The sequence below is a fragment of the Peribacillus deserti genome, from assembly GCF_002863585.1.
GTDB lineage: Bacteria > Bacillota > Bacilli > Bacillales > DSM-1321 > Paraperibacillus > Paraperibacillus deserti_A.
In genome coordinates, this window is sequence record NZ_PGUY01000061.1 from 1 (window position 1) to 15,644 (window position 15,644).

The 15,644-nt window shown below is 40.7% G+C and carries 15 protein-coding genes and 1 pseudogene; 12 read left to right on the forward strand and 4 right to left on the reverse strand.

The window, feature by feature from the left end:
• Positions 1 to 448 precede the first annotated feature (448 nt).
• The 5 genes and pseudogenes from CUU66_RS24365 (at position 449) to CUU66_RS18470 (ending at position 3,572) form a co-directional block, all read left to right on the forward strand.
• Complete coding sequence (locus CUU66_RS24365; RefSeq protein WP_180955350.1) at positions 449 to 619, forward strand: hypothetical protein; 171 nt, start codon at positions 449 to 451, stop codon at positions 617 to 619.
• Positions 616 to 783, forward strand: a complete 168-nt coding sequence (locus tag CUU66_RS18455; protein ID WP_101644881.1) for an MHYT domain-containing protein — start codon at positions 616 to 618, stop codon at positions 781 to 783. The genes CUU66_RS24365 and CUU66_RS18455 overlap by 4 nt, the downstream gene beginning before the upstream one ends.
• A gap of 185 nt (positions 784 to 968) precedes the next feature.
• The gene (locus CUU66_RS18460; protein WP_101644882.1) at positions 969 to 1,814 is read left to right on the forward strand and encodes an STAS domain-containing protein; all 846 of its coding nucleotides are present in this window, start codon (positions 969 to 971) and stop codon (positions 1,812 to 1,814) included.
• Between the two features lie 628 nt (positions 1,815 to 2,442).
• Positions 2,443 to 3,010 (forward strand): annotated as a pseudogene (locus tag CUU66_RS18465) (nucleotidyltransferase family protein).
• Between the two features lie 85 nt (positions 3,011 to 3,095).
• Positions 3,096 to 3,572 carry an NUDIX hydrolase gene (locus tag CUU66_RS18470; RefSeq protein WP_101644883.1) on the forward strand — a complete coding sequence of 159 codons (477 nt, stop codon included), beginning with the start codon at positions 3,096 to 3,098 and terminating at the stop codon, positions 3,570 to 3,572.
• Positions 3,573 to 4,269: 697 nt separating this feature from the next.
• Here CUU66_RS18470 and CUU66_RS18475 read toward each other — a convergent pair.
• Positions 4,270 to 4,572: a hypothetical protein gene (locus CUU66_RS18475; protein ID WP_101644884.1), complete on the reverse strand. Its 303-nt coding sequence runs from the start codon at positions 4,570 to 4,572 to the stop codon at positions 4,270 to 4,272.
• Between the two features lie 935 nt (positions 4,573 to 5,507).
• On the opposite strand from CUU66_RS18475, the gene pssA reads away from it, so the two are divergent.
• From pssA to CUU66_RS18495, 4 genes are all read left to right on the forward strand, one after another.
• The gene (gene pssA / locus CUU66_RS18480) at positions 5,508 to 6,203 is read left to right on the forward strand and encodes a CDP-diacylglycerol--serine O-phosphatidyltransferase (RefSeq protein ID WP_101644885.1); all 696 of its coding nucleotides are present in this window, start codon (positions 5,508 to 5,510) and stop codon (positions 6,201 to 6,203) included.
• A gap of 143 nt (positions 6,204 to 6,346) precedes the next feature.
• Positions 6,347 to 6,853, forward strand: a complete 507-nt coding sequence (locus CUU66_RS18485) for a diadenosine tetraphosphate hydrolase (RefSeq protein WP_101644886.1) — start codon at positions 6,347 to 6,349, stop codon at positions 6,851 to 6,853.
• A complete protein-coding gene (locus CUU66_RS18490) occupies positions 6,850 to 7,386 on the forward strand; it encodes a GNAT family N-acetyltransferase (protein WP_101644887.1) in 537 nt (178 codons plus the stop codon). Before CUU66_RS18485 ends, CUU66_RS18490 begins: the two co-directional genes overlap by 4 nt.
• A gap of 42 nt (positions 7,387 to 7,428) precedes the next feature.
• Positions 7,429 to 8,214: a hypothetical protein gene (locus CUU66_RS18495; RefSeq protein WP_101644888.1), complete on the forward strand. Its 786-nt coding sequence runs from the start codon at positions 7,429 to 7,431 to the stop codon at positions 8,212 to 8,214.
• 265 nt (positions 8,215 to 8,479) lie between these two features.
• On the opposite strand, the gene CUU66_RS24370 is transcribed toward CUU66_RS18495, so the two are convergent.
• From CUU66_RS24370 to CUU66_RS18505, 3 genes are all read right to left on the reverse strand, one after another.
• Positions 8,480 to 8,629 carry a hypothetical protein gene (locus CUU66_RS24370; protein WP_180955351.1) on the reverse strand — a complete coding sequence of 50 codons (150 nt, stop codon included), beginning with the start codon at positions 8,627 to 8,629 and terminating at the stop codon, positions 8,480 to 8,482.
• 1,029 nt (positions 8,630 to 9,658) lie between these two features.
• Positions 9,659 to 9,850 carry a hypothetical protein gene (locus tag CUU66_RS18500; RefSeq protein WP_101644889.1) on the reverse strand — a complete coding sequence of 64 codons (192 nt, stop codon included), beginning with the start codon at positions 9,848 to 9,850 and terminating at the stop codon, positions 9,659 to 9,661.
• A gap of 174 nt (positions 9,851 to 10,024) precedes the next feature.
• Entirely contained in the window at positions 10,025 to 10,741 is a 717-nt protein-coding gene (locus CUU66_RS18505) for a hypothetical protein (RefSeq protein ID WP_101644890.1), read from the reverse strand.
• A gap of 627 nt (positions 10,742 to 11,368) precedes the next feature.
• Between CUU66_RS18505 and CUU66_RS18510 the strand changes: the two genes are divergently transcribed.
• The 3 genes from CUU66_RS18510 to CUU66_RS18520 all read left to right on the forward strand — a co-directional run bounded on the left by CUU66_RS18510 (position 11,369) and on the right by CUU66_RS18520 (position 15,593).
• Entirely contained in the window at positions 11,369 to 11,692 is a 324-nt protein-coding gene (locus CUU66_RS18510; protein WP_101644891.1) for a hypothetical protein, read from the forward strand.
• Between the two features lie 404 nt (positions 11,693 to 12,096).
• Positions 12,097 to 15,063, forward strand: coding sequence for a formate dehydrogenase subunit alpha (fdhF, locus tag CUU66_RS18515; protein ID WP_101644892.1), 2,967 nt, complete (start codon positions 12,097 to 12,099; stop codon positions 15,061 to 15,063).
• Positions 15,048 to 15,593, forward strand: coding sequence for a DUF1641 domain-containing protein (locus CUU66_RS18520; RefSeq protein ID WP_101644893.1), 546 nt, complete (start codon positions 15,048 to 15,050; stop codon positions 15,591 to 15,593). The genes fdhF and CUU66_RS18520 overlap by 16 nt, the downstream gene beginning before the upstream one ends.
• Positions 15,594 to 15,644 lie beyond the last annotated feature (51 nt).

A 15,644-nucleotide genomic window follows, 5' to 3' on the forward strand; every position in this document is an offset into this window, starting at 1 on the left:
GCACCTTACGTTCCAATCAACCTGTTTAACAATAGGGTTTGTTCACAGAACTTATTAAAAAAACAACAATCTTTTAAAAAAGAGACATTAAGTAAAATACTCTCTTTTTAACAAAGATTACATCTGTCGCTGTTTATTTTTCCGTGTACACGAATCATTACCTTCAAGGCGCCTAAACTGGATTATGCTTACGGATGAAGAACAGAAGCAGAAAGCTCTGCTTTACAATAAACAGGCCGTACTTAGATATCCCTTCCTTATAATGATCGTCTGTTAAATCTTTTAGATTCTAAAAATATATACCATTTTTTCAAATGGTTTTATGCTATAATACGTAAAACAAATACGGATTTAAAAAGACTCTCCAAAAGGAACGGAGAGTCTTTTTGAGTATTCAGGATAATGTTTTAAAACATCATTTTAAGGTCTGACAAGGAGCTATTGTATTGTGGGAGCAGTCACGAGTACCTATCAAGGTTCAATTGTTTGTCTTTCTATTATAATCGCTATCGTGGCGTCATTTGCTGAATTAGATATAGGGATTCACATAACTAAAGCTAAAGGAATGGCCCGTTATATTTGGCTCTATACAGGTGCTGTCTTCGGTTTGGGCATATGACTAGGCATTTTATTGCCATGCTTGCTTTCCATTTGTCGAACCCGGTCACATACCGCACTCCCTTGGTTATCGGCTCAATATTTCCGGCCATTATTTCCTCAGGATTAGCCTTGTCCATCATCAGCAGGCCGGTAAATGGTGACGAAATAAAAGTCCTGCTTTAAAATCAGACCTTGTCCAGAGTATAATAGTTTTTAATACCATTGAAGTTTACCGCTAAAAATGCAAGCTAAGAGTTTACAGGCTCCCATGCAGTATAAAAAACCTGCTCCCCGTAGAAAATAGAATCTAATTCGTTTTTGGTTGAAAACATGCCGGCAGTGGAAGTATGTAAAGGAGCGTGAATATTTTGAGGGATGAACTACATTATATAGGCGGAAAAATTATAGATAATGCTAAAATATTAGCACATAAGGTTGCTGATGTAAGAACCACTGAACTTGGAAATGGTCACCTAGAACGGCTTCATTCGATGATCCACATAGATTATAGAACAAAGGTGTTTAAATATCTGGGTGAAGCGCTGTTTACGGAAGATACAGAAAAAACCCAAGGAAACATTACTGCATGGAGCAAAGAAGCTGCAGAAATCGCCATACAGTCCGATCTTTCAATCAGTGATGCACTTCGTGTAACGGGCACTTACCGTACAGTAATCTGGGATATTTTTACCGAGGAAATGAATTCAAACCGGTTGACTGTATTTAATATGCTGGAAGTCTCGAAGATAATTGATCCTTTATTGGACCGGATAGGGGCAGTAATTGGTGAGGTGTATCAGGAACATAAAAATAAACTCATGAATATTGCCTATTCCGCCCTCGAAGAACTATCTGTCCCTGTAGTACCGGTGGCTGAACATTTAGCGATTATACCTCTTGTCGGTTCAATTGACACAGATCGGGCTAAACTGATCATGGAAGTTTCCTTAACTGAGGGCGCCCGATTATCTTTAAGGTATATAATTCTGGATGTTTCCGGAGTCCCGATCATAGATACCATGGTGGCCGACCAGTTATTTCATATTGTGAACGCATTAAAGTTAACGGGTGTTGAAACCTATTTAACCGGCATACGCCCAGAAATAGCGCAGACGATTATTAGCCTTGGATTGAATTTTTCTGAAATAAAAACAAGGGCAAATATGAAGCAGGCGTTAAATGAAATTGTTTTCATGAAAAAGAAAGAAGCGTAATACAACTGGCGATCCTTAAAAGGGATCGTTTTTTTATTGGCTCTTTTCTAAAGGATTGTTGTTTTTAATAAGTTCTCAGAACCAACTTAACCAGGTTGATTGGAACGGAAGGTGTGAGACACCTTGATCCAGCTCAAGGCTTTAGACCCTCCAGTCATAAGCCAACCCGTCTAGAGGGAGAAAAGCACTCCCCATAGCCGGCTCGTTTTATGCTGACGCACGAAGCACAGGATGAACGAAGCCAGGCGTGGCCACAGGATGTGGGGGTTCGAGCATGGTAAAGGCGAATAAGCTTCTGTCTTCGCTGTCGCTTGCCAATCAGCAAGTCTTCTTTATCAGGTGTCTGCTTTTCTTTTAGTGTTTCCATCTACTTAAAAAAGATCATCATTCAGCTTTTGGATGGATTTTTTCTTGAAGAGCACCGTCCTCCGCTTTTCGATCAGGTGAGACCCGACAGGCGAAGCCGAGGAGGCTTTAGGCGCCCGCTCCGCGGAAAACGGGCATCCTCACGTTCCAATCAACCCCTTGTTCAATAACAATAACGTTTGAGAACAAAGCCTTTTTATTAAAGCATATCCAGAAAATGGTCCGTGAGGTAAAATAGATTTATAACATTCTGGAGGGATTTATGAGCATCCAAACTGAAGAGGATCTAGTGAAAATAATAACAGAGGATAAATGGATGATGGATATCCTTCATACAGTGAAAACCATAAAGCTTCCGGATTGGTGGCTCTGTGCAGGCAAAGATTTGGGATGTGCTGCATGGCTTCAGTGAAAGAACCAATCTTCCCGACATAGATGTCATCTATTTTGATTCTGCTATTACCGAAGAAAAGGCTGAAAAAGAAGTGGAATATAAGCTTAGAGAAATCATGCCTGGTATCCCTTGGTCTGTTAAGAATCAGGCAAGAATGCACGTGATTAATAAGCTTCCTCCGTATTGTTCCTCTTTTGAGGCGATTTCCAAATTTCCCGAAACAGCTACTTCATTAGGAGTGACATTGGATGATTGCAACACTGTAATTTTGGCAGCTCCCTGGGGAATTGAGGATATCATACATTTACAGGTAAAGCCCACACCTCTATACACACAGTCAAAGGAAAAAGCAAAGATATATAAAGATAGGATACATTCTAAAAAATGGCAGGTTATCTGGAATAAGATACAAATCGACGATGGCGGTGTAGATTAGACCGTTTTACAGTCAGATTCTTGCCGCATGGCAGATAGAGAAAAGAGAATAATCATTTTCAGAAAAGGGATGAAGGAGAAGAGATATGGGATATATCATGGATTTAAGAAAAGTAATTGGCTGCCGGCCGATCATCATGGCGGGAGCCGGTGTAATTGTACTGGATCGGGAAAACAGGATCCTTCTGCAGCTAAGAACAGACAACAATCATTGGGGGCTTACGGGAGGCTCTTTGGAGCTTGGGGAAACATTCGAAGAAGCAGCAGCCAGGGAGCTGAAAGAAGAGACAGGTTTAACTTCAGGAAGTCTGACGCTATTCAATATTTTCTCTGGTAAGGAGTTCCATTACATTTATCCAAATGGTGACGAAGTGTATAATGTAGTCGCTTCCTATATATGCAGAGATTACACAGGGGATTTAACCGTAGATCATGATGAAGTGAAAGGGCTTCAATTCTTCTCAGCTGACAGCCTTCCGGAATTGATTAATCCGTCAGACCGCCCCATTTTAAAGGAATTTATACATTCGTTTCTTGGAAAAGAACTTCAGCGTTCTCTGTAGACAGGAAGTGACCTATCGTATTATGCCATTTAGAATAGAAGGACAGGCCTCTATAAATCTGTCCTTGAATTACTGCCCATAGTTATCATTCCGGGGAAGCGACGAGACAATTACTAAGACTGATAGAGGATTTAGAACCAGATGGCACCAATGATATTTACAGGCTCTTTTCTAAAAGATTGTTGTTTTTTTAAAAGTTTTTTACGGCACCCTATTGTTCAGTCAGGTCGATTGGAGCGTAAGGTGCGAGACTCCTGCGGGAGCAGCGGGCATTGTCCGGCTCCAGCGCCTAGACCCTCGAATCATAAGCCAATCGGTCCATGGAAAGGAAAACCGCTTTCCACGGCCCGCTTGTCTTATGCTTGGATAACGCATAAGCACGACTAAGCTTCTGTCTTCGCTAACGCTCGCCAATCAGCAAGTCTTCTTTATCGGGTCTGAACAAGGCGCTTCCGCTTTTCTATCAGGAGAGACCCGCAGGCGAAGCCGAGGAGGCTCACCGCCCGTCCCTAAGGTCCGCGAGCATCCTGGAGAGGAAATCAACCTCTTGTTCAATAGCAGCAAAGTTTGCGAAAACAGCCAATAAAAATGATAGGTATATATTTTTTTTGAGTGAAAATAACCCTTAAAACTGGATCAGAAAAAAATCCGTTTTAAGGGTTAAATGTCTGAAGAAAAGGAATCAAGGTTCATCAGGTTAACTCTGAACTTTTTTCAGAATTTCTTCAGCCTTGTAGGTTAAAATATCATACTTATCTTCAAACATATTCAATAATTTCATCAATTCACTTTCACGTTCCTCTGCCTTTTTTTCTAGTTTTTCCATTTCTTCGATATGTCTTTTTTCTATCTTCTCTATTTCAGTAATATATCTGCTCTCCATTTCCTTCATCTCTTGCTTGAATTCCTGCTTCATCCTTGGAATTGTCCAGATCAGCAGATAAAGGAAAAGTGCCAGAAAAATACCCTCTTTTGCGTAATCCAACAACAATTGGTCCATTTTCTTAGGTCTCCCTTTTTATTTTTCTCTTCTCTGTTAAATTTGCTTATTGATATCACTGCAGGAACTGGTTCTTTTGCAGACAGTCCGGTGCCTCCTCTGCCATTTTACACTTTTAGAGTCTGGACCGGGATTTCCCAAAAGGAGTTCGATTAACACTCCAATCCACATAGCATTCAAATCAACAATGAACTTTAACATAGATATATTAAATAACCTTTCTCTTACTATCATATGGAAAGTATTAAGCGATGATTGTACTAGTAACTAGAATGAGTAAGAAAGAAAAGCTGGGGCCTCTAATTTCCTGATTACGTTAGAAGGGGTATTCTATCATAATGATAGAAGGATATATATTTATAAAAGTAAATATCAACGGGTTAGAAAATGAGTGTTTTTCGCAAGTCAAGGAGATTGTTGAAAGGGAAGCTGTAAATAAGGCCTCCCAATCACTTTTTCCAGATATATGGACCGTGCAAGGGTTGGAAAATGGATGAATTTACTAATGACAAATTTCGACAAAATGCTACAATGTTATTAAGGACAATTTTAATAGCTTTAATTGTTTTCTTTTTACTCATGATGCGGCCAGTCTCCCTTCGAAATGACTCTGGCCGCATTTTTCTGTTTTAGAAACTATATTGTATGATATTTGAACTTGGAAATGTTGATCTCACTTTAGGCACTCGATTTCCGTATTCCCATGATCCGCTTTTCCCGAAAAAACTCACAATTCTTTTAGACAGAGACAGTAACAATACGAAAAGAGGCTAAAGCGGTTTCGCTTAACTTAGTAGTTCACTGAAATTCTACATGACATTTTTGACGGGGAATAACATAACAATGAAAATAATGGTATATTAATGTAAGGGCCTAATCTGAAACCATTAGATTGGACATATATTATTTATTTCTATGGAGAGTGATGGCATCACGTGAGATTTACCAAAAGCATTCCTAATATGTTTACACTGGGAAATTTATTTTGCGGATTTTTATCAGTCGGATTTGCTGCTAACGGACAATTCAACAATGCAGCAGTGTTAATTTTAATAGGAATGATGCTCGACAGTATGGATGGAAGATTAGCGAGAATGCTGAAGGCCGATAGTGCTCTTGGCAAAGAGTTAGATTCCCTTGCAGATATCGTAACATTCGGAGTTGCACCTTCCTTTTTAGTATATTATACATATTTCTTTCAATTTGAATTAATAGGACTCGCCATAGCAGGCTTGTTTCCTTTGTTTGGGGCATACCGCCTTGCAAGATTCAATATCAGCTCGGGTAAATCTTCAATCAATTATTTTATCGGAGTCCCGATTACGGCTGCAGGTGGAATTATGGCCATCTTAACTTTGTTTGGTGACAAGATTCCTAATATAGTGACCACGGTGATATTTACGGGCTTATGTTTTCTGATGGTCAGTAAAATAAGGATTCCCAGTCTTAAAGAAGTCCCGCTTCCTAAATATGGAACTATTGTCACGCTGTTTCTCGGGTGTCTATTGTTTCTTTTATACAAAGGGACCTATGGCCAGTCGCCTTATCTTATTTACATTGCAGCACCCTTGTACATTGCTTATTTAGCGTACCGCTTTGTTAAAGGAAAACACAATAAAGATATTGACTAGATTTATGCCTTCTTAGGATGCTGAGCACGCATCCTTTTTTGCGTTTCATGACCGGGATGAGACAGAATTACATTTTTATTAAGAAATCAACTTTTCAGTCGAGTACAATTAAATAGAAAATGTGAAATACTATGGAGGCGGCTATGAGAAAGATTGTGTTATCAAATGGTAAAACGGTTGAGGTAGAGTGTTTAAGCTGTGCATTAACAAGCGGGGAATTAGAACCGGATGGCGGAGTTTTGGCCGAGACTCCTTTTTTTCACGCTCATCAGGATGCTGCTTACCCTATAGAAGGTCTGGTCATTTTAGCATCAAAACGTCATATTAAATCATTTGATGAGTTAACAGAGGAAGAGAGAATGGATTATATCAGCCTTTTGTCCTCAATCCGAAGCGCACAAAGACGGGCTTTAGGAATCGAATATGTGTATTACTTTTATAACGAAGATACCACACACCATTTTCACACATGGATGGTGCCCAGGTACGAATGGATGAACGATTTCGGCCGTTCAGTAGAATCTCTGCGCCCTGTATTGCTTCATGCGAGGAACCACTTAAACAATGAAGAAAATAATAAAAAGGTCATAGCAGCGTTAACGGCTCTTAGGCAGGAATTATCTCCATCTATGGAAGAGGAAAAGAGATGATTGTTCTTAGGTCCGATTACTTAACCGTTAGAACATTGCAGCCTGAAGATAAATATATGCTGGCAAATTGGCTGTCTGATCCCGTTGTATTGACATATTACGAAGGCAGAGATAACCCGTTTGATATAGCAAAAGTAGAAGAGAAGTTTTATGGGCACAAAAACGAACATACTCCCTGCATGATTGAGTACGGGAACAAAGTGATTGGCTACATACAATTTTATCCTTTAAACAATGGTGATAAAAAGAATTATGGATATGGGGAATCTGAGTTTATTTTCGGCATGGATCAGTTTATTGGAGAAGCGGAGTATTGGAATAGAGGAATTGGAAAGCACCTGGTCAAATCCATGGCAGATTATTTAATCAAACAAAAGCAAGCATCCAGAGTTGTGATGGATCCGCAAACTTGGAATGCCAGGGCGATAAATTGCTATGAAAAAGCAGGATTTAAAAAGGCCAGGCTTCTCCCCAAAAACGAATGGCACGAGGGAGAGTACCGTGACTGCTGGCTGATGGTATATACAGCATGAAAGGGATGGCCTTCAGTTGTTTATGGAAAGGAGTAAACTGCTATGAGTACCGAAACGGCGTATCGTATTAATGAAAATCTAATGATTTCAGAGAAGATATTAAAATGCTGGGATGCTATTTTTGTTCCGGATTATGATTTTTTCTACTTTGAAACCATCAACCAAATAAACAAAGTCTTTCCAGGAGATGTATTGATTTATTCTAAAGAAGAGCTTATTAACGATCATGTTTTATGTAATATAGATAATAGATGCGCCTTTAAAACATGGAATGTAAACAGCATTGCAAAGTTTGCCGCAATCGTGCCAAACTCTCATTTTTCTATATTGGCAGATGCCCAAAAAGCAGAAATATTATATGAACAATGGAGGCTGAGGCGTGGCCTCATATGGGAATATGAGTGGATCAAAGCCATCTTGAAAAAAGCAGGGACCATGCTTGGGGATATCTGTCTGACAATCTTTGAAGAGAATGCATTTGAAACACCTGAAGGAAAAATGGCAGCCATTCAGAGAACCCTATGGGACAGGATTCCATTTTCAGTAAAAACATTATTTTTTACTGAAATTGCAAAATCAGAGTCTGATTCCATTTCTTTATGGTCCCAGCTATCAATAAAAGAAAAAAATAGGATAGAAAACACGTTTCCTCATATTTTCAATCACTTACACTCATTTGCAGAAAAAAATGGTCCTAACTGTTTGGCAGCGGCAATCGCAGGTGCTACCGTTAATAAGGACTGGACAGATTGGATTAGTAATCAATGGCTGCAGTCAAAAGAGACGTTTCCGCTCTTATTAGCTCAAGGGGCTATAGCAAGATATTGAACGATCCCGGTATAACGGATGAAATTCAAGAAAATGACATCCTTGTATGGTCCAATCGGGAAGGAATAGCTGCACAACGCATCTTTTTGTCTTGGGAACGGTGCTGCATTCAACAAAAATTCTCAGGTCATGTTCTGCCCTAGACAGCTTACAAAAATAGAATCTCTGCTTGAGGAATGGCACTGGATCGTTGAAGGCGGCGGCAGCTTGTCCATTTTCAGAAAAGGCTTGAAAAGATGCTTTAGTGGATGAGAACTACATAGAATTATTCTGGATTGCTGACTAAAGCTCCGCAAAGTAAAAGGATATCGTCGCAGATGCTTCTTTGAACGTGATCATTTTGACAGTTTTTATATTCATCAAGTAAGTTGCCAAGTTCTTTTAAGAATATTAAACGCTCTATTTCATCTACCATTTTCAAGTTCTCCTCTGCCTAGAATTTACCCATGCCTGGTAAGCGTACATGTTAGCTCTATTTGTTAAAAAACTTAAATCGTCCGCTTTGCTTGTGATTATTATATGCAGACAGGCTTCTTTCATTCTATGAAAGGGGATGTTTTACACCTCGGCACGAACTAGATCCTATAGCTCTGATGCAGTTGTGAATCAGCAATTATTCTCAGGCTAAAGTAGTAGATAAAATTCATCCTGCGAAGAAATTTATATATATTATACTAATAAGGCAGCATGCGTTTCCCCTCCACTTCATCATAAAATTGACCATCCACTTGTATTAACCTAAATAAAGTTGTATACAGGTATGTCATTTTCCCTGTTGAGGCCAGGAGTCTTCTGAAAATGAGGCTAATGATGCTTTGGAAAATCCAATTGAATATTCCTTCGAACATAGGATTGTAAGAGGAGTTATGATGAGAAGAAAAGATAAGGGAATTAATGGAAAAATCGAAAATACCCCTCTCAATTAAGAGATGGGGCTTTTCCTTTGTAAAATCTGGTTGTATTTTAGTATATACCCGTAAGCCTTACTTTATAAGCACATTCTATCCTTTTCCCTTTAGGTTTTGAAGGTAGTAGAACCCTAACAACCACATAATTTCTGCCGAGTTAATGCCTTAGTCCACATTTTATCTAGCCTAATGTTTCTTTGTTCCTAAATCTCATCTAGTCAGATTATGAATAAAGGAGGCGGCATCACATGGTTTATAACTCTTATGAGAGCAGCTGATTAGATTAAATCAGGAGGCATTTGAAAAGGAAGCGGTATTTAAAGAGACATATTAGTTAGTCGACAGAAACTCAGGATGCAAGGGTGAGTTACGTAAGTTTAGATGTATCAAGGGGAAGAGTCTTATCGGCTAAGCAAGCTTGTTTTATTAAAGGGGCGGTGAGGAATTACCTGCTGATATGAAATGCCTATAGTCTGAGTGAATCTGCGAAGATGGGTTCAAGCAAAAAAAAAACGCCAGCTGGCGTTTTTTTTGCCTTAGCGGCCGTGTTTATTTTTTCTGTGATGATTATTCTGATAATTATTATGTTGTCCATTCTGTGATTGTCCGTTGTCATCATTACCTGTCATATTTCTTACAGCCTGAACAACAGAATTGGTTGCTTGGGAAAGAGCGCCCATAATGCCGCCCTGTTCATCATTACGGCCATTATTATTGTGATTTGCCATTGTTCTCACCTCCTATTTCTAACATGCGTTATTCATAAAAGGTCTATTCCAGCATTAAAATCCCTAATATGGCACAATGTACCCAAAGTAGTAAATGAGAGCCCCTATGAGTCCTCACAACCATTAAAGTCTGCGCATCTTAAAAGGGACGGCACTCGTGACCGCCCGGAATGGTTATTCTTTTATCTTAATTTTAGATGGATTATTTATTTTGTACCGGATATCTTTGTTAAGTTTCCTATCAACGATTTTAGCATCAAATGTTAAGGAATTCCCTGGCTCGAGCTCTAGTTTTTTTAATGTTTTACTATACCCGCACCAAGCTTCTCCTACTTCTAATGGGGAATCCCCAATGATTCGCACCTGTTCCAATATTATGATTTCTTCCTCCGTCTCATTGAAATGATTGTATTTGGTCGAGAATTCTTTAATAGCAGCTTCAAATGATACTTTATCTGCAGGCAGGTCGAGGGCTGGTTTTTGCTGTTTCTTTTCCTTTTTTGCCTTAGGTTCTTTTCTTGCTTTTAGCTGTGAAATATCTCCTTCTTGAACGGGTTCAGAGGCAGATTGCTCGCCTGCCGATACAGTTTCACTGATGTTTAGAACAGAGTCTCTGCCAAATGAGGGACTTTGCATTTCCTTTAAATAAGCTGGATGCACACAATGCAGAGCATCGTTTTCAAATGAAACAACAGCAGTCTCATGGTCTCCGCTGACTTCATAGCCTGAAATAGCCACGGTATATACAGAGTTTTCCCTTTTATAGAGAAAATCTTTCTTAGCTGACTTAGCCGATGCGGACATCAATCCCCAATTCTTTAACTTTAATGAGTAATCCTGATCATCTTCGAATTTGTAATAATCGCCTCTAGGCGGAATTGTAGTAAACATATGTATCCTCCTTTACCATACACCTATTGTACAAGAAAAACCGAAAAAGAAAAAAATACATGCAGAAATTTCGTCCATAGGGATCTAAAATATGAGGAAATGGATCAAATTGTATAGGATTCCTCTGCCTGCTAGGAGAATTATTACGAAAGCTTTTTTTCACTATTGTTCTACACCCCCTTTTTGCTTCCTCTCTTGCAATTTGGGTTTTTAACTAAATAACCTGGCGATACGTAAAACAAAATCCATGAGGTTCTCAAATTCTGCACTCATTTCCTCCTTCATTATACTTACACAGGAATTCTTGTCTAACAGCATTTCCTTATTGAGAACTCAGGAAGTATCAACCGGGAAAGTGCATCAATACCACACATTGGGCAGCCACCCGGGTTAACCACCTATCAAAAAACGATGTATCGATATTTATATATTCCTTTGCTGGCAAAATCCAGGTCAGCTATCAGATTTTAGGGGGTGTCTGTTAAAAACAATCTGGATGACCGCTTTAATTGCTGTTTTCCTTAATTATGTTTATTGAGAGGCATTCTTGTTCACTTTTTTAAATGGAAGTTTTCTTTTTTTATCTAAGGGTATCAAAAGGGTAAAAAACTGGAGGTTTAATTTACAATGGACAACTTTGATTCTTTAATTCGCAGATACCTAAACCTTCATGATAATGCCTTCTACCTTGCTTCCCAGCTGAGCGAAGTGAATAAAGTATTAGCAGATATAGAAGAAACGTTAAAAAAGTCGCTTCATGGTAAAAGGTTTACTGACACAGAGGGCAGGCGGGGAGTCATTCGTACGGGTTCTGATTACGGCAGGACGGAGAGTGAGGAAGACTTTAAGGCCAGCGTTACCCAAAGTGAGAACAAAATTCACCTGGTGTATGACGACGGTAAAATTTCGTATGTTTCATTAAGTACACTTAGAAACCTTAATCTGGAATAGAACTGTCCCGGCAGTTCTCTTTTTTATTGCTTAAGCTCTGTTAAACATGGCTGTTGATTGCAGCTAGCAGGCACTCGCTTTCCGCGGGCGTTCCGGGAGCCTCCTCGGCATTGATGCCTGTGGGGTCTCCCTTGTCCCGCTTTTCCCGCAGGAGTCTCGCATATCCGTTCCAATCAACATCGTGCAAAATCAACATTGACCTTTAACATAGCCATTGCTTAAATAAATTTATCGTTCAACATACTAACCCGTATGATTCTCTGACCTTGATAGAATGCCTGTGTTTCTATCTGAAAAACAGTCATCTTCTTGTTTTTTCACTGTTTCAAGGTTTTAGTTTTTTAGGGACAGGGTAGGGAAAAAGTTATAAGGAATTTATAGAAATAATGGAAGGATGATGCCGCTTGCCGAATAGCATCCATGTAACAGTAAATGGAGTAGAGACACCTGCTCAATTAGATCAGACTATTCTTCAGTTTTTAACAGAAAGCTCTATTGAAATCCCACACGTCTGCTATCATCCTGCTCTTGGAGCAATCGAAACGTGCGATACCTGTATTGTTTCAGTAAATGGAGAATTAGTAAGGTCATGTTCAACAAAATTGAAGCCGGGGGACCGGATTGATACAATCTCACCTGATGTAAAGCAGTCCCAGACGATGGCTATGGACAAAATTCTGTATAATCACGAGCTGTATTGTACAGTCTGTGACTACAATAATGGCGGCTGTGAGGTACATAATACGGTTAAAGCCATGAAAATCAATCATCAAAGCATTCCATTTGACCATAAACCATATGAAGAAGATAATTCACATCCTTTCTACAGATACGATCCGGATCAATGCATCCTATGCGGCCGTTGTGTTGAGGCCTGCCAGGATCTTCAGGTTACCGAAACACTAAGGATTGACTGGGATCGTGAACGCCCGCGGGTTATCTGGGATGACGATGTTCCAATTAATGAATCGTCATGTGTTTCTTGCGGCCACTGTTCAACTGTTTGTCCATGTAACGCCATGATGGAAAAAGGAATGGTCGGTGAAGCCGGGTTCCTTACAGGGATCGCCAAGCAGACACTCCGCCCAATGATAGAAATTACTAAGGGTGTAGAAACTGGATATGGCTCTATTCTTGCGATTTCAGATATGGAATCGGCCATGCGTGACGAGCGCATTAAGAAGACCAAGACGGTTTGTACCTATTGCGGAGTTGGGTGCAGCTTTGACGTATGGACTAAGGATCGGGAAATTTTAAAAGTAGAGCCTCAGATGAAGGCCCCTGCAAATAATATCTCCACCTGTGTCAAGGGGAAGTTTGGCTGGTCATTCGTTAACAGTGAGGAGCGCCTTACAAAACCGCTTATCCGTGAAGGAGATTCGTTCAGGGAAGCTGAGTGGGAAGAAGCGCTTGCCTTGATTGCTGGTAAGTTCACAGAGATCAAGGATAAGTATGGACCACAGTCAATGGGCTTTATCACGTCATCCAAATGTACAAATGAAGAATCCTATTTAATGCAGAAATTAGCCAGGGGCGTGATAGGTTCAAATAATGTGGATAACTGTTCTCGGTACTGCCAGACTCCGGCAACTGTCGGGCTTCTGCGTACGGTGGGGCATGGCGGGGATTCTGGTTCCATTAAAGACATTGCAATGTCCGAACTGGTAATTATGATTGGGACTAATACATCGGAGTCACACCCGGTTCTTTCTACAAGGATCAAACGGGCCCAGAAGCTGCATGGCCAGAAAACCATTGTAGCCGACCTCCGAAAGCACGAAATGGCTGACCGTGCCGACTTGTTTATTCGTCCAAAACCAGGATCAGATATCGTCTGGCTTTCAGCAGTCACTAAATACATCATCGATATGGGCTGGGCTGATGAAGATTTTATTCATGAAAAAGTAAATGGATACGACCAGTTTGTTGCAAGCCTTCAAGGGTTCACACTAGGCTATGCAGAGGATCAGACCGGCCTATCAAGAGAGACCTTAATCCAAATTGCAACTGCCATATATGAGGCAAAAACCACCTGCATTCTGTGGGCCATGGGTGTGACGCAGCATATAGGAGGGTCTGATACAAGCACAGCCATTTCCAACCTCCTTCTTGTAACCGGCAACCATGCGAAACCTGGAGCAGGGGCTTATCCGCTGCGAGGCCACAATAACGTCCAGGGTGCCAGCGATTTTGGCAGTGCGCCGGCAAACATGCCCGGATACGAGCGGGTGGACGATCCTGTTGTCCGGCAGAAGTATGAGCAGGCATGGGGAACAAGCCTGCCTGAGCAGCCAGGTCTAAATAATCATGAAATGGTAGAAGCGATCCATGATGGAAAGCTTAAAGCGATGTACCTTAAGGGCGAAGACATGGGCATTGTAGATTCCAATATAAATCATGTTCACTCAGCCTTTGAAAAGCTAGATTTCTTTGTAGTACAGGATATTTTCTTAACTCGTACAGCAGAATTCGCAGACGTAGTACTGCCTGCAGCTCCAAGCTTTGAAAAAGAAGGGACATTTACAAATACTGAACGAAGAATACAGCGTTTGTACCAGGTCTTTGAGCCGCTTGGCGATTCAAAACCAGACTGGCAGATCATAATGGCCGTTGCCAACCGCCTCGGTGCCGGATGGAATTATGAACACCCTAGCGAGATCATGGATGAAGCAGCAAAGCTTTCACCGATTTATGCTGGCGTTACTTACGAAAGGCTCGAGGGGTATAAAAGCCTGCAGTGGCCGGTTGCTCCGGATGGAACGGATTCACCGGTTTTATATACGGAAGGATTTAATTTTCCAGATGGAAAAGCTAATTTGTTTCCGGTGAAGTGGTCCATTCCTCTGCAATTCCCGGAAGAGTATGACATTCATGTAAATAACGGACGTTTGCTTGAGCACTTCCATGAAGGAAATATGACGTATAAATCAAAAGGGATTTCGTCCAAAACACCAAAGGTATTCCTTGAAGTCTCTCCCGAACTGGCCGCTGAAAGAGGACTTAGGGATGGCACACTTGTTAGGCTGACATCGCCATTTGGCAGTGTGAAAGTAGAGTGCCTGATTACAGACCGTGTTCAAGGGAAAGAGGTCTATCTTCCAATGAATGATTCCGGCGACGCAGCCATCAATCTTTTGACCAGCAGTGAAGCGGATAAAGATACTGATACACCTGCGTATAAGGAAATCAACGCAAAAATGGAAATATTGCGGCAGGAAGGTGTAAGTCCGCTTCCTAGAATTAACCATAGAAATGGAAATCCTCAGCCTCAGATTGGCGTACAGGTTCAGAAGAAATGGGCCCGCAAGGATTACGTTTTCCCAGGCGATCTGGTTAAAAAAGGAGCGGAAGCATTATGGCAAAAGCGATAAGATCGGTTCAGCGGATAGAAATCACAGAAGAACAAAAAAGACAGCAGGACCTTGAAGAGGTGCAGAATGCTCTTATCGATAGTAAGGATAGCATATTGGAAGTTCTGCAGACACTGAACCATATGCAGGAACGCGGGGTACTATCACTAGTGAGCGCCCTATTTGGACAAGGTGATAAGGTAATGGATATCCTTGTTAAGAAAGCCGATACACCTGAAACGGCTAATACTCTTAAGAACCTTCTGCTTATGGTCGGTGTTCTCGGAACTCTAAATGTCCAGCAGCTTGAACCGATCCTGCTCAAAGTAAATGCAGGGATTGCAAGAGTGGCAGACGAAAAAGATTCACAAGAAAAGACGGGGATATTCGATCTTATGCGGTCTTTGAGAGATCCAGAAATCAACCGTTCCATTACTTTAATGCTCAACTTCTTAAAAGGGATGGGACAGGAAACAGAGAGTCTGGAAAGAACGACTCAGCTTCCTGAAAACCAGCTCCAACACCGGACTCCCAATCATCAATTAAAATAGCTGTTGGGACAAGCGGCATACCATTATGGTGTGCTGTTTGTTTTATATATA